A 14,816-nucleotide genomic window follows, 5' to 3' on the forward strand; every position below is an offset into this window, starting at 1 on the left:
CAAATAGGGAATAGTTTGTGGATATATCATTAACTTTTGATCTTCATTTTAAGAATTTTAATATTTTCCTTAAAGCCCTTTTATAAATGAATAGATTGAGAGTTGTATTGTTATTAGTGCTGGTGAGCTTAAATGCATTTGGCCAGCAAAAAAGACCCCTTAAACATGAAGATTACGACGGGTGGGAGTCGGTATCCTCCACTTCGCTCAGCAAGGATGGCCACTGGGTTGGTTTTGAGATCAATCCGCAAGATGGCGACGGCAGGGTGGAAGTAAAGCCTCACGATGGCCAAGGGAATAGTTTTTCGATTGAGAGAGGAGATCATTACACTTTTTCCCATGACAGTCATTGGGTGGTGGGAAAAATTCTGCCGCAAAAGGATACGGTGAGAATGCTTAAACTAGCCGAGAAAAAAGCCAAGGACATGCCAAAGGATAGCCTGTTTATCCTTTCCTTGGAAGAAGGTGGTTTGGAAAAGCTTTCTCGGATAAAGTCCTTCAAGGTTCCTGAAAAAGAAGGTAATTGGCTTGCTATCCATTTTGAGAAAGAGGATAAAGATGCATCCAAAGATAAATCCGCAAAAGACAGTACAGAAACCGACAGCACACATAAGAAGAAACATCCTAAAACAGATGGAACGCTTTTGACTGTGAGGAATTTTGACGGATCTGTTAGTTATGAAATTCAGCGTGTAGCCCAATACGGGTTCTCCGAGAAAGGTGATTACCTTTATTTTGTGCAAGCGGAAGAAGATACCCTTGACAATGCAGCCATCGGGCTGCTTGCATTGAAAAACGGTGAAAGGACGTTGCTTGATTCTGGAATGACCAAATACAGTGATGCGGCTTTTTCAAAGGACTTGAAACATTTCGCCTATTTGGCTTCTGGAGATTCGGCAAAAGCAGAGGAGCCTTATTACCAACTGTTTTTGCATAACATCGGTAAAGATGGAAGTGAGGCCATTGTAACCAAAGATACAGAAGGGCTTTTGGCAGAAGGCAAGGTGGCTAAAAGCGGCAATCTGAAGTTTTCAGAAAATGGAAGCAGGCTGTTTTTCGGTGTCAATGAAGACTACAAAACCTATGCTTACGAAGATGATACGACCATTCTTGATGAGGACCGCGTTTCTTTGGATATCTGGAGCTGGAAGGATGATGAAATCCAGCCGATGCAACTGGAGAATAAAGATCGGGAAGCCAATAAATCATTTTTAGCGGTCTATGATCTTAAAGACAAGTCAGTGGTCCAGTTGGGTGACCGTGAAGTGGACAATGTCAACTTGGACAAGGACGCAAAGTTTGACCTAGTGATCGCCACTGATGATCGCCCTTATCGCATCAATTATAGCTGGGATATCCAGATTGGCAGGGATATTTACCTTATCGATGTGGAAACAGGCCAAAAAAAGATGATTGCAAAGAATGCTAAAGGTTATCCTAGCCTTTCTCCGGCTGCCAAGTATGTGCATTGGTACAGTTATCCGGACAGTGCTTGGCTAGCTTATGATATTGCTGGACAAAAGACAGTCAACCTGACCAATACTATTGAAGACGACTTTTATGATCAACTTCATGACAGTCCTAGCATGCCTCGATCCTATGGGTCAGCAGGATGGACCAAGGACGATCAGGCGTTCATTGTTTACTCCCGCTATGATATTTGGAAAATAGATCCAAGTGGCAAAAAGGATCCTGTAAACATTACTGGAGGAACGGGTAAAGCGCAAAAGACCAGTTTCAGAAGAGAAGTGCTGGACAGGGAAGAAGAGTTTATCGATCCCAAAGCTCCCTTGATCCTATCCGCCTTCAATGAGCAAAATAAAAAGAGTGGATATTTTAAAGGTGATATTAATGGGGACGAAACTCCTGAGGAATTGATTTTTACGGATCATCGGTATTATGGGCTGGAGAAGGCCAAGGCAGCTGATGAAGTTATTGTGAGACGCTCCACCTTCCAGGAATATCCAGATGTGTATGCCACGGATTTGGATATGGGTGCGTTGACGCAACTTTCCCATGCCAATCCGCAACAAAAAGAGATCAATTGGGGAACCGTGGAATTGACGGAGTTTATGACCCTGAAAGGGGACAGTCTACAAGGAATGATCTATAAGCCAGAGGATTTCGATCCTAACAAAAAGTACCCGTTGATGGTATATTTCTATGAAAGAAGATCGGATAGCTTTCACAACTATATCAGTCCGGCCCCGAGTGCTTCGATCATTAACATTTCCTATTTTGTAAGCAATGGTTACGTGGTTTTTGTGCCGGATATTAAATACGATATCGGCCATCCTGGAAAAAGTGCCTATGACTGTATAGTGCCTGGCGTGATGTCTGTCGTGGAAAAAGGCTATGTGGATACCGACAATATGGCCATTCAAGGGCAAAGTTGGGGAGGTTATCAAGTGGCTTACCTCATCACGCAGACGGACATGTTCAAGGCAGCAGGTGCGGGAGCTCCCGTGGCCAATATGACTTCAGCTTACGGCGGAATCCGCTGGGGATCCGGTATGAGCAGGATGTTCCAGTACGAGCAGACCCAGTCCAGAATAGGAGGGACGCTTTGGGAAAAGCCCATGGAGTATATCGAGAATTCACCGCTGTTCTTTGCAGACCAGGTCAATACTCCCGTGCTGATCATGCACAATGACAAAGATGGGGCAGTGCCTTGGTACCAAGGAATAGAGTTTTTTATGTCCCTGAAACGGAACAGAACCCCTGCATGGCTGTTGGTTTACAATGGTGAAGACCACAACCTGCGCAAAAGGAAAAACAGAAAGGACCTTTCCATCCGACTAAGTCAGTTCTTTGACCACTATCTCAAAGGAGCGCCAGCCCCGCTATGGATGACAGAAGGGCTGCCCGCTGTGGAAAAAGGACGGACCCTGAAATATGAGCTGTCAGAATAAAATGTTATTTATTGCTGTTTGGGATTTGTAATCCCGAACCCAGATACGAGGCTGTCTCAAAAGTCCTCGTCATTGCGATTCCGATGGATATCGGAAGAGGCAATCTCATCATATGTGCAATGAAAGCACATCGAGATCACTTCACCCCGTTCGTGATGACGGATAATTTATTTACGAGACAGCCTCCCTGATATTTCGAATTTTACAATGCAAGTTTTATAAACAAGCCACTGATTGAGGGACGATCATTCATTGTTACCCTTTATCAGTGGCTTTTTTCTTATTGGTGAAAATTTAAATATTTATTCTGTTTTTACTTATTATTGATTTTTTTGATATTAAATTATGGGTTTTAATTAATTTATGTTCTAATATTTTGATTTTTTTCTTTTTATTAAATAATAAATTGTTTGCAAGCAGTTTTTTATTCTCCTAAATATTTTTCATAAACGGATTTTTACAATGAAAAAGAACCTGTTACTCAGTGTATTGATTGCATTGGTCTATCTGGCGGGATGCCAGACGGTCAATGAAGAAGAGATGGCATGGGGAGGATTAACACATCATGGAAAAGATGGTCCAATGACAGAAGCGTTTAAAGCCAATTTCCCCAATTCTTGGGAAAGAAATAAAGTATTAGAAATTTTAGAAAATGAAGCAACTGGAAACCGGAAAGCAAAAGGTGATAAATGTAACTAATTTATTCCTTGTGATAGTATTAATGACAGCGTGTGCCACTTCTCCTTTGTTGATGAAAAATGAAACGAGGAATGATCTAGCGTACGAAGTGATCAATTTACTTTCACTTTCTGACAATGGATTGTTTTATAAGACATTGAAAGCTGATCACCCTAGTATTTATGGGATGATGGATTATAATATGATAAATGAAAATAACCGCAAGGAAAGTGTAATCACAGAAATGGACAGGTATTTGGATTTTGATACGATATTCAATGCATCGCAACGTATGGAGCTCGATCATAAATTGAAAAACTTAAAAATTGTCCACCTTGATAGGAAACAGTTGAAAATAAGTAAACTAAGGTATGAACACACTGGTACTGGGAGATTGGAAAGAATTACTTTTCCTATCTTCCAACAAGATTCAAAAGGAAATTTATATGCTTTTTTGTTTTACAGCTGGAGTACTCCGAAGCGGATGAATGGAGCTTCCTACATTTATATTTTCGTAAAACACCATGATATATGGGAAAAGTTATCTACTGTCTTTGTTTCCATAACTTAACAGGAATGATAACAGGTTGAAGAAATGAAGACCTATTTAGCAATTCTTTTTGCTTGTTCTAGTTTCCTTAGCTGCAAACCAAAGAAAGGAAGCCAATTCGGCTTCCTTTCTTTTCTAAATCTAAAATTAGAGGTCTATCTGCTATACTTTTTCCTTGTCCACCAATTGGCTTAACTGCTCCGACACGGCTGCTTGGAGGCCTTCGACTTTGGTAAGGTCGGTGTCCCAGAAATTGACATTTTTCAGGACTTCGCCAGCCGCTTCATCCAGGTCATCGCTTTCCCAGATCGTCTTGAAGTAATTGACGATTTCCTCGTCATCCTGTACCGGGGTGGCTTCGCCATTATAGCTTCCTTTATAGAAAACGATCAGGGCAGCCAGCGAGCGAACCAAGTTGGAAGGTAATTTACCTTTCCTGTCCACATATTCCAGTAGTGAAGGCAGCACCCTTACTTTGAATTTTGAAATGGAGTTCAAGGCTATGGAGCTCAAAAGGTGTTTTACAAATGGGTTCTTGAAGCGGTCCATCACGTCATTGGCAAACTGCTCCAACTCCTCTTTCGGAAGGTCCAGCGTAGGGATGATTTCACCTTGGATGGTTTCGTTCAGGAATGGCCCGATCACAGGGTCTTCTACTGATTCCCTTACCGTTCTCAGCCCATGCAGGTAAGCTACGGGCACCAACGAAGTATGGGCGCCATTGAGGATTCTTACTTTTCTGGTCCTGTATGGGGATTGGTCTTTGACAAATTTCACGTCGAGTCCAGCTTCTTCAGCAGGAAATTCTGCTTTGACTGCATCTAGTCCCTCGATTACCCAAAGATGGAAAGGTTCGGCTTTTACTACCAAATTATCTTCGTACCCAATGTTTTCTTGAATTTCTTTAATGGTCTCCTTCGGAAATCCAGGGACGATACGGTCCACTAGGGTGTTGGAGAAGGTATTGGCCTCATTGATCCATTGGATAAAGCCATTGGGTAGCTGCCATAGGGCTGCATATTGAAGGATGATCTCTTTTAGCTTGGCGCCATTTTTATCGATCAGTTCACAGGGGATGATGTGAAGCCCTTTGGCCTTGTCTCCATTAAAGGTGTCAAATCTTTTATAAAGAAGAGCGGTCAATTTACCTGGAAATGAACTGGGTAGTTTTTCCCGGTCATCATCTTCGGGGTTGTACGAAATACCTGCTTCCGTGGTATTGGATACCACAAAACGGAGATCTAGGTTTTCGGCCAGTTTCAGGTAAGCTTCATAGCTCTCATAAGGATTGACGACTCCTCTGACGCAGGTGATGAGTCGGGTTTCCTCTTTGGCTTCCCCTTTTTGGATGCCGCTGAGCTGTACATGGTACAGGCCCTCTTGGTCATTGATCATTTTGCCCATTCCATGCTGGATAGGCTGGACCAATTGGACGTCACCGTTGAAGTCTGTTTTTTCGTTCATGGTGTCGATGATCCAGTCCACAAAGCCCCTTAAAAAGTTTCCTTCTCCAAACTGGAGGACTTTTACAGGTCTTTCGGTAATTCCGTCGACAGTTTGTCTGTTAAGTGTTTTCATGGTTTATCGTGAATTTCTATTGTTCAAATTCAAAGTAATTTTTGGCGTTGTAATAGCAAATATCGCTGACAATCTTGCCCAGCCACTTTTCATCTGCCGGCAACTCCCCATTTTCCACATCCCTGCCGATCAAGTTACAAAGCGTCCTTCGGAAATACTCATGTCTAGGGAAGGAAAGAAAGCTTCTGGAGTCCGTCAGCATGCCTACAAAGCAGCTCAGCAGTCCCATATTGGAAAGTGCATTGAGTTGTTTTTCCATACCGTCTTTTTGGTCCAGAAACCACCAACCTGAGCCAAACTGTACTTTTCCACGGATGGAGCCATCATTGAAGTTGCCAATCATGGTGGCCAATACTTCGTTGTCTCGAGGGTTAAGGTTATACAGGATCGTTTTGGTAAGCTGGTCGGTACTGTCCAATTGGTTCAGGAATTTGGCCAGAGCTTCTGCTTGCGAGTAGTCACCAATAGAATCGAACCCAGTATCAGGCCCCAAGACCCTTAGCATTCGCTCGTTGGTGTTTCTAAGTGCTCCAAGGTGGTATTGTTGTGTCCAGCCTTTTGCATGATACATGTGGCTAAGGTGGAGCAATGTTTCAAATTTAAAGTACTGGATTTCCTCATTGGAAAGGGCCTTTTGTTCGGAAAGTTTTTGGAAAAGATCCTCAGCACTGTATTGGCCCAGTTTGAAGAAATATAGCTGCTCCAAACCATGGTCAGAGAGCCTGCCTCCGTGTTCGTGGAAGAATGCTATCTGATTTTCCAAAGCTGCCAAAAGGTCTCCATATTTGCTAATGGTCACGCCACTGGCTTCTTGAAGTTTTTCCAGATAAGCCATGTAATCGGCTGGGTTTTCGACGGCATAGGCCTTATCCGGTCTAAAAGCCGGGAATAAGTTTGGTTGTATTCCTTCCTTCTTGGCCTTAATATGGTATTCCAAGCTATCGATGGGATCATCAGTGGAACAAACCGTTTCGACATTCATTTGGCTTAACAATCCTCTGGTGTGGTGGGAGGGTTGTTGGAGCATGTCGGTGGCTTTTTGGTATATATCATCCGCTGTATCCGGGCTGAGCAGCTCCTCAATACCAAAATACCTTTTCAATTCCAGGTGTGTCCAGTGGTAAAGGGGATTCCTTAGGGTGTAAGGTACTGTTTCGGCCCACTTTTGGAATTTCTCCTGGTCAGTTGATCCTTTTCCGGTAATGTATTTCTCATCTATCCCAAGGGTCCTCATGGCACGCCATTTATAATGATCGCCAGCAAGCCAGATTTCGGTTAGGTTTTTGAATGTTCGGTTTTCGGTGATGTCCTTCGGGGACAAATGACAGTGATAGTCTATGATGGGCAGTTCTTTCGCATAGTCATGATAAAGAACTTGTGCAAATTCACTTTGCAATAGAAAATCTTCCGATAAGAAGGTCTTTTTGGTTTTGCGCAATCGATTGCTCACTTCGTCCAACATGTGCTTTTGTCTGTTTAAGGTATATTCAAAAGGTCTAAATTATTTATTTAAAGGTTGTGCTACTTTCCGCGCGGAAGATTCCCTGATGATCAGTTCCGGTTTGAGCACGGTTTTTTGCGGGACATACTTTTTGGGATCTGCCTTAAGCAACTCAAAAAACAATTCTGCTGCCACGTTGCCCATTGGAATACTCACTTGGTCCACCGTGGTCAGGGAAGGAGTGGTAAATGAAGTAAAGGGTTCATTACCAAATCCCACAAGTCCCACTTGTTCGGGAACGTTAATGTTTTTTTCCTTGAGCATTTGCAGCGCACCCATTGCCGCATAGTCACTGGAAGAAAAAATAGCATCAAAGTCCAATCCTTCATCCAGCATTTTCAAAACAGATCGTTGGCCATCTTCCAACTGCATATTGCTTTCAATAATCAGTTTTTTGTCAAAGGGAATACCATGGTTATGTAAGGCATCAATGTACCCTCTGAGCCGTTCGCTGTAAATGTTTATTTTTCGTGGATTGGTAAAGTGTGCAATCCGCTTGTATCCATTTTCGATAAGATGTTCGACGGATTTATAAGCCCCCATGTAATCGTCTATGACCACTTGGTTTACTTCCACGTCATCCGTTATTCTATCAAACAATACCAATGGAATACTTTTGTCCACGATCCGTTCCAAATGGTCAAAGTCTTCTGTGTTCTTGCCGATTGACATAATAATGCCATCCACTCGGGCACTTAAAAGCGTGTCCACGATCTGCACTTCTTGCTCGTAATTTTCATAGGACTGGCTAATGATCACTTTATAATTGAGTTGATTGGCGATTTCCTCTATTCCCCTGACTACAGAGGAAAAGAAATTCCGGTTTGCCGTAGGGACAATTATCCCGATCAACCTGCTTTTGCCATTACGAAGTGCTGCCGCGATGTTGTTAGGTTGATAATTGATGTCCTTAGCGGTTTTGGTGACCAGCTTTTTGGTAGCATCACTTATCCTAGGGTGGTTGTTTAGCGCACGTGAAACGGTACTCGCGGTAATGCCTAGCTTCGAAGCTATGTCATGGATCGTCGCTTTCTTTCTTTTATTCATTTTTCCGAACGGGTTGCCAAAACCTCAAATGTAAGACAATTCCTTAAATTTCATGGCATTTGTCTTATTAGGACATACTCCGTGGGTTTTGACGTTTCTGGTTATTATGGGTATCCTTTTAGTCCGTAATCGTCCTAAAATATAATGTAATCGTTTGCGCAATATAGTTTTTTTATTGAATTATAGCCAAGTAATAAGTGGATTATTTTTTTATTGAAGAACCTGTGATTTAAAGTATAATGATGCTTCTTTGCTATCAATCCTTACTTTTTAAAATTAGTTTGGGGATTTTTTAGGATAAAATTTTAATCTGTGAAAAAAAATAATTAAATATGCAATCGATTGCTCAAAGTAATGGTTTATGATCGCTAGTGTAGGAGAGGACGATGGAGGAACCATTACCAGCAATTGTGAATTTGTTTTGAATGTAATTAGTTTAGGGTTAATGATGTGAAATGTCCCCTTCGCTTGAGGGGGACTTTTCAACTTAAGCCTTAAATAAACGTGATAAAGAATTCAATTAACCATAAAACCCCAGAATAATGAAAAACCTGAAAAAGAGAATAGCTACGCGCATGGTGCATTTTTTTATGTCGTTGGTAAGTAAGCCAGCAACCGCTCCTGTGCTTGTTCCCGTCAGATCTCGATCCCATAAATTTGATCGTCCTTCCAAATAATAGTTTTCAATCTAACCAAAATATCATGTTTAAGCTCCTCCCAATCCGATTGAGTGCAGCCCTTCCTGTAGTTTTAGCGTCTTTTGCTTTGGTGTCGTGTTCCTCAAAAAACACCTCCGAAACAACCACAAGCACAGCGGAAGTATCCGAAGAGAAAACCCCATATTCCAGTTGGATGGCAGATTCGGAAATTAAAAGGAACCCAGAAGGGTGGACCCTGGATTTTAACGAAAAGCCAAAATGGGAATATACCCATGGTCTTATAATGACGGCAATGGAAGAGGTTTATGAAAAGACGAACAATCAAAAGTACTTGGACTACATCGTAAACTTTGCCGATTTCATGGTGGAAGAGGATGGTGCCATAAAGACTTACAAAAAAAGTGATTATAACATCGACCGTGTAAATGGCGGCTGTTTTCTGATAGGTTTATATGATGAAACCCAAGTGGAAAAATATAAACTGGCCATCGAGGAACTTCGCGATCAGATGCGGGAGCACCCAAGGACATCGGAAGGTGGGTTTTGGCACAAGAAGCGCTATCCACACCAGATGTGGCTAGATGGACTTTATATGGGATCCCCGTTTTTAGCACGATACGGCACCGAATTCAATGAGCCTGCCTTGTTTGACGATGTGGCCAACCAGATTTATTTGATGGACAAGTACGGTTACAGTGAAGAAACAGGCCTTTATCACCACGCTTGGGACGAAAGTAAAGAACAAAAGTGGGCCGATCCTGAAACGGGATTATCCAAAAATTATTGGGGCAGGAGCATCGGCTGGTTTAGCATGGCCGTAGTGGATGTATTGGATTATTTTCCGGAGGATCATCCCAAAAGGGATATGATCATACAGGTGGCCCAGAAGATAGCTGCCGGCATCATCCAATATCAGGATGAAACGGGTGTTTGGTATCAAGTAGTGGATCAGGGTGATCGAGAAGGAAATTATTTGGAATCCTCTTGTTCCAGTATGTTCACTTACTTTTTATTGAAAGGAGTGAGCAAAGGCTACTTGGATGAAAAATACTTGGAAAATGGGAAAAAAGCCTATCAAGGTCTTTTGGATGAATTCATCAGGGAAGATCCTGATGGAGGGATTAGTATCACCAATGTTTGTGCCGTGGCCGGGTTAGGTGGCGATCCATATCGTGATGGTTCTTATGAATATTACATTAGTGAGCCTCAAAGGGACAATGATCCCAAAGGGGTGGGACCATTTATCTTGGCTTCACTTCAATTTGAGGCATTGAAGTGAGTTGCCTTGGCAAAAAATCATTATTTTCCAAAACAGAAAAGATTACAATAGACCTCAATCCTCACCCCCATGTCAAAAAAAGAAGTAACCTGTTTTAAGTACCCGTTAGTGCTATTCCTTTTCCTGCTGTCTCCCCTTTTATGGGCACAGAAGTTTGATATTACAGTTGCCAAAGATGGTTCAGGTGATTTTACCACCATCCAAGAGGCTTTTAATAACATTCCTGATTTTAGGAAATCGGTTACACGTATTCTTTTGAAGCCGGGAGAATACAAGGAGAAATTGACCTTGGCATCCACCAAGACAAATGTCCATTTGATTGGGAGTGATGTTTCCAATACTCTTATTACCTATGATGACTTTGCTTCCAAAGAAAATAAGTTTGGGGAAGAAATGGGAACCACTGGGTCGAGCTCTTTTTTTGTTTTTGGCGACGGATTCTTAGCCAAAAATATCACCTTCGAAAATTCCTCTGGACCTGTTGGCCAAGCGGTAGCGGTAAGGGTAAACGGGGATAAGGTGATTTTTGATAATTGTCGCTTTTTAGGATATCAAGACACCTTGTATCCACATGGAAAAAACAGTAGGCAATATTACAAGGATTGTTATATCGAAGGCACGACGGATTTTATTTTTGGGTGGTCCACAGCGGTTTTTGAAAACTGTGAAATATTTTCCAAGGATGGGGGAAGCTATATTACGGCCGCATCCACCGAAAAAGAGAGCCTGCATGGGTTTGTATTTATAAAGTGCAAATTGACCGGAGACGCTCCTGAGCAGAGCGTTTACTTGGGCCGCCCTTGGCGCGATTATGCTCAGACAGTATTTATAAGTTGTGAAATGGGCGCACATATTAAGCCCGAAGGCTGGCATAATTGGGATAAACCTTCAGCGGAAGAAAATTGCTTTTATGCTGAATTTCGCTCCTATGGACCGGGGGCTGCTCCAGAGGAGCGGGTCATGTGGTCTTGGCAGCTTACTTCGGATATCGGTAAAGCCTATACCGTGGAAAATGTGCTCGGTGGGGAAGATGACTGGAATCCTCTTGATATTCTTCATGCCGAACAGGAAGGTGATTGAGTGCTGTAGCGTTCGTGTTATGAATTTTCGCAAAACATTATTCAACCAATAATAACCTTTTTATGAAATTACTTAAACCATTATTGGCCGGATTAGCTTTCGGTGTAAGCTGTGCTGTGCCCGTGATTGCCCAGGACGACAGCCCTTCAGCAGTTTGGGTAGCCGACCAAGGCGATGGTACCTATATCAATCCCATCATCCATGCGGACTATTCTGATCCCGATCTGTGTCGGGTCGGCGATGACTTTTACATGACCGCTTCCAGTTTTAATGTAGCTCCCGGACTTCCCATTCTCCATTCCAAGGATTTGGTAAACTGGGAATTGATAGGGCATGCCCTGGATCGGCAGCCCCCTTTTGATCATTTTAGTAAGCCACAACACGGTAATGGTGTTTGGGCACCTGCCATCCGCTATCACAAAGGTGAATATTACATTTACTGGGGCGATCCCGACTTTGGGATTTATATGGTGAAGACCAAGGACCCAGCAGGAGAGTGGGAAGACCCTGTTTTGGTAGAAGCTGGAAAAGGCTTGATCGATCCTTGCCCGTTGTGGGACGAAGATGGTAACGCCTACCTTTCCCATGCCTTTGCGGGGAGTCGGGCAGGTATCAAGAGTATTTTGGTGGTCAAACCACTAAGTGCAGATGGCACCAAAACCACCGGAGCGGGTAAGATTGTCTTTGATGGCCACGAAGACCATCCTACGGTGGAAGGAACCAAGTTCTACAAGCGAAACGGCTATTATTATCTTTTTGCCCCGGCAGGTGGCGTTTCCACGGGGTGGCAGCTTATCCTGCGGTCAAAACATCCCTACGGACCATACGAAGAGCATATCAGCTTGACGCAAGGAGAGACGGATATCAATGGCCCCCATCAAGGTGGATGGGTAAGTTTGGAAAGTGGAGAGGACTGGTTTGTCCATTTTCAAGACAAGGAAGCCTATGGGCGGATCGTGCATATGCAGCCGATGATATGGGAAAACGATTGGCCTACGATGGGAGAGGATACCAATGGTGATGGGACTGGACAGCCTGTGATGCGTCACAAGAAACCAGATGTTGGCAAGACGTATCCTGTTACTACCGTTGACGATTCGGATGAATTTGATGGCGATGATATCGGTGTGCAGTGGCAATGGCACGCAAATCCGAAAGCCACCTGGGCATTTGCCAATCCATCCAAAGGGATGCTAAGGATTTATACGGATCAGCTGCCCGAGGACGCCGAAAACTTATGGGCCGCCTCCAATCTCCTTTTGCAGAAATTTCCAGCAGAAGAATTTACTACTACGACCGAATTGACCTTCCATCCAAACGAAAAGCTCCAAAATGAGAAAGTAGGTTTTATCGTGATGGGGATGAGCTATGCATATTTAGCATTGGAGAGTGAATCGGATGGCGTTTACCTGAAGTATGTCGAATGTGACGATGCTGAGCATGGTAAGCCGGAGAAGGAAACAGTGATCAAGAAACTCTCCGATAACAAAGTCCAGCTTCGGGTAACCGTAAAAGAGGGAGCTGTTTGTCAATTTGCTTACAGCGAAGATGGAGAACAATTTACCTCCATAGAAGATACCTTTACTGCCGTACCCGGAAAGTGGATTGGTGCCAAAGTGGGGCTCTTTGCCGCGAGAGAAGACAAGATCAATGACTCTGGTTATGCAGATGTGGATTGGTTCAGGTTTTCAAAATGACGGCTTGCGTGGAAGCCTTTCCTCCATGGATTGGCCACCACTAAGTTTAAATATGATCCATAATCTTCACTTTTGGATGATCATCGGTCCTGTTGAAGATTTTACTCACGAACAATTTAAAATAGGTAAACCCCAAAATGATAAACACAAGCTATAAATATTTATTCCTGATTGCCGTCTTGGTAGTCATGAGCAGTAGGGTGAAAGGAAGGCAAATCGATCCTGTGGAAGCAACGATTTACGAGGGCGTGGAAATCGAAATGCCCCAAGTACAGCTTCCGAGTTTTCCAGACCATGAAGTGAACATAACTGCTTACGGAGCGGTAGGCAATGGCATCGAGAAAAACACAGCGGCATTTGCCAAGGCCATTGATGAGGTGGCCCAAGCAGGCGGCGGTAGGGTGATCGTTCCGAGGGGAATCTGGCTTACAGGCCCCGTGACGCTACAGAGCAATATCAACCTCCATCTTGAGGAAGGTGCTCTGGTGCTATTTTCGCGTGACTTTGACGATTACCCCTTGGTCAAAACCAGCTTTGAAGGCTTGAACACGGTGCGGTGTACTTCACCCATCAATGCCTTTGAGGCAGAAAATATAGCCATTACCGGTAAGGGTGTCATCGATGGAAATGGGGATGCTTGGCGACCAGTGAAAAAGGGAAAAATGACGCCAGGTCAATGGGATAAACTGGTGAAGTCGGGTGGCGTCCTTTCTGATGATGAAAAGATGTGGTTCCCAACTGCCAATTCAAAAAAAGGATATACCAGTAGCAGTAATTTCAATGTGCCAGATTTAATCAGCGATGATGAATTGGCATCTGTTAAGGATTTTTTGCGTCCTGTCATGGTGAGTTTGGTGAAATGTAACAAGGTGCTGTTGGATGGACCTACTTTTCAGAATTCACCTGCTTGGAACATTCACCCGCTGATGAGTGAAAATGTGGTCATCCGCAACCTTAACGTCCGTAATCCATGGTACAGCCAAAATGGAGATGGGCTTGACCTAGAATCCTGTAAAAATGCCCTGGTCTATAACAACACCTTTGACGTGGGAGATGATGCCATTTGCTTTAAGTCAGGAAAAAACCAAGACGGCAGAGACCGGGGAATGCCCACCGAAAATGTAATTGTGAAAAATAATACAGTATATCATGCGCATGGCGGATTTGTTGTGGGAAGTGAGATGTCAGGTGGCGTTCGGAATGTGCATGTGTCCAACTGCACCTTTATCGGCACCGATGTGGGCTTAAGGTTTAAAAGCACCCGGGGCAGGGGCGGTGTCGTGGAAAATATCCATATTTCCGATATTGATATGATCAATATTCCTACAGATGCAATTCGTTTCAACATGTTTTACGGCGGGAACTCTCCCGTGTTGGAAGAAGACCAAGATGCAGAAGATGAAGCCAGGGATGAAACCATCGTTCCGGTGACGGAGGAAACGCCAGCTTTTAAGGATATTTACATGAAAAACATTACGGCAACCGGTTCTGGAACTGCTGCATTTTTCATGGGATTACCAGAAAAGAGCTTGGAAAATGTCCGGCTTGAAAATGCCTTGTTGGAAGCAAAAAATGGGATTACTGTCATCGATACCGATGGCCTGGTACTTAAAAATGTGGAAGTAAGGGCTGCAAAAACTTCTGCTTTGACCATTTACAATAGCAGAAACGTACAGGTGACGGAATTTTCTTTTGGAGATAATGGAAAAACTCCCGTTCGCGTATTGGGCGAATTGTCCAGCGATATACAATTTGACCAAGCAGATTTTTCCAACGTGGAAGAACAAGTGACAAAGGGGAAAGGACTTCCTTCCAATGCATTAAACCTCAAATAA

At 43.3% G+C, this 14,816-nt stretch carries 10 protein-coding genes; 7 read left to right on the forward strand and 3 right to left on the reverse strand.

The genetic code is table 11. The annotated features are described in order from the left end of the window. The first annotated feature begins 86 nt into the window (after positions 1-86). The 3 genes from ECHVI_RS14965 (at position 87) to ECHVI_RS14975 (ending at position 4,161) form a co-directional block, all read left to right on the forward strand. A complete protein-coding gene (locus ECHVI_RS14965; protein WP_015266857.1) occupies positions 87-2,912 on the forward strand; it encodes an alpha/beta hydrolase family protein in 2,826 nt (941 codons plus the stop codon). Positions 2,913-3,374: 462 nt separating this feature from the next. Continuing rightward, positions 3,375-3,611 (forward strand): hypothetical protein, encoded by a 237-nt coding sequence (locus tag ECHVI_RS14970; protein ID WP_015266858.1) that lies wholly within the window; start codon positions 3,375-3,377, stop codon positions 3,609-3,611. Further along, positions 3,565-4,161, forward strand: a complete 597-nt coding sequence (locus ECHVI_RS14975) for a hypothetical protein (protein ID WP_015266859.1) — start codon at positions 3,565-3,567, stop codon at positions 4,159-4,161. The genes ECHVI_RS14970 and ECHVI_RS14975 overlap by 47 nt, the downstream gene beginning before the upstream one ends. Before the next feature lie 141 nt (positions 4,162-4,302). Here ECHVI_RS14975 and ECHVI_RS14980 read toward each other — a convergent pair whose 3' ends face one another. Genes ECHVI_RS14980 through ECHVI_RS14990 form a run of 3 tightly spaced genes read right to left on the reverse strand, consistent with a single transcriptional unit; the run spans position 4,303 to position 8,266 of the window. Next, a complete protein-coding gene (locus tag ECHVI_RS14980) occupies positions 4,303-5,718 on the reverse strand; it encodes a tagaturonate reductase (RefSeq protein ID WP_015266861.1) in 1,416 nt (471 codons plus the stop codon). Between the two features lie 16 nt (positions 5,719-5,734). Beyond that, positions 5,735-7,180, reverse strand: a complete 1,446-nt coding sequence (gene uxaC, locus ECHVI_RS14985; RefSeq protein WP_015266862.1) for a glucuronate isomerase — start codon at positions 7,178-7,180, stop codon at positions 5,735-5,737. A gap of 39 nt (positions 7,181-7,219) precedes the next feature. Further along, the gene (locus ECHVI_RS14990; protein ID WP_015266863.1) at positions 7,220-8,266 is read right to left on the reverse strand and encodes a LacI family DNA-binding transcriptional regulator; all 1,047 of its coding nucleotides are present in this window, start codon (positions 8,264-8,266) and stop codon (positions 7,220-7,222) included. A 702-nt stretch (positions 8,267-8,968) separates the two neighbouring features. Here ECHVI_RS14990 and ECHVI_RS14995 point away from each other — a divergent pair. From ECHVI_RS14995 to ECHVI_RS15010, 4 genes are all read left to right on the forward strand, one after another. After that, on the forward strand, positions 8,969-10,204 hold the full coding sequence (locus tag ECHVI_RS14995; protein ID WP_015266866.1) for a glycoside hydrolase family 88/105 protein: 1,236 nt from the start codon (positions 8,969-8,971) through the stop codon (positions 10,202-10,204). Positions 10,205-10,273: 69 nt separating this feature from the next. Next, on the forward strand, positions 10,274-11,284 hold the full coding sequence (locus ECHVI_RS15000) for a pectinesterase family protein (protein ID WP_015266867.1): 1,011 nt from the start codon (positions 10,274-10,276) through the stop codon (positions 11,282-11,284). Positions 11,285-11,346: 62 nt separating this feature from the next. Then, complete coding sequence (locus ECHVI_RS15005) at positions 11,347-12,981, forward strand: glycoside hydrolase family 43 protein (RefSeq protein ID WP_015266868.1); 1,635 nt, start codon at positions 11,347-11,349, stop codon at positions 12,979-12,981. A 137-nt stretch (positions 12,982-13,118) separates the two neighbouring features. Next, the gene (locus ECHVI_RS15010) at positions 13,119-14,816 is read left to right on the forward strand and encodes a glycoside hydrolase family 28 protein (protein WP_015266869.1); all 1,698 of its coding nucleotides are present in this window, start codon (positions 13,119-13,121) and stop codon (positions 14,814-14,816) included.

Origin of the sequence: Echinicola vietnamensis DSM 17526, from assembly GCF_000325705.1 — a bacterium.
Classification (GTDB): Bacteria; Bacteroidota; Bacteroidia; order Cytophagales; family Cyclobacteriaceae; genus Echinicola; species Echinicola vietnamensis.

Coding starts and splice junctions, on each gene's coding strand:
- ECHVI_RS14965 (WP_015266857.1), top strand. CDS start 87: ATGAATAGATTGAGAGTTGTATTGTTATTAGTGCTGGTGAGCTTAAAT.
- ECHVI_RS14970 (WP_015266858.1), top strand. CDS start 3,375: ATGAAAAAGAACCTGTTACTCAGTGTATTGATTGCATTGGTCTATCTG.
- ECHVI_RS14975 (WP_015266859.1), top strand. CDS start 3,565: ATGAAGCAACTGGAAACCGGAAAGCAAAAGGTGATAAATGTAACTAAT.
- ECHVI_RS14980 (WP_015266861.1), bottom strand. CDS start 5,718: ATGAAAACACTTAACAGACAAACTGTCGACGGAATTACCGAAAGACCT.
- uxaC (WP_015266862.1), bottom strand. CDS start 7,180: ATGTTGGACGAAGTGAGCAATCGATTGCGCAAAACCAAAAAGACCTTC.
- ECHVI_RS14990 (WP_015266863.1), bottom strand. CDS start 8,266: ATGAATAAAAGAAAGAAAGCGACGATCCATGACATAGCTTCGAAGCTA.
- ECHVI_RS14995 (WP_015266866.1), top strand. CDS start 8,969: ATGTTTAAGCTCCTCCCAATCCGATTGAGTGCAGCCCTTCCTGTAGTT.
- ECHVI_RS15000 (WP_015266867.1), top strand. CDS start 10,274: ATGTCAAAAAAAGAAGTAACCTGTTTTAAGTACCCGTTAGTGCTATTC.
- ECHVI_RS15005 (WP_015266868.1), top strand. CDS start 11,347: ATGAAATTACTTAAACCATTATTGGCCGGATTAGCTTTCGGTGTAAGC.
- ECHVI_RS15010 (WP_015266869.1), top strand. CDS start 13,119: ATGATAAACACAAGCTATAAATATTTATTCCTGATTGCCGTCTTGGTA.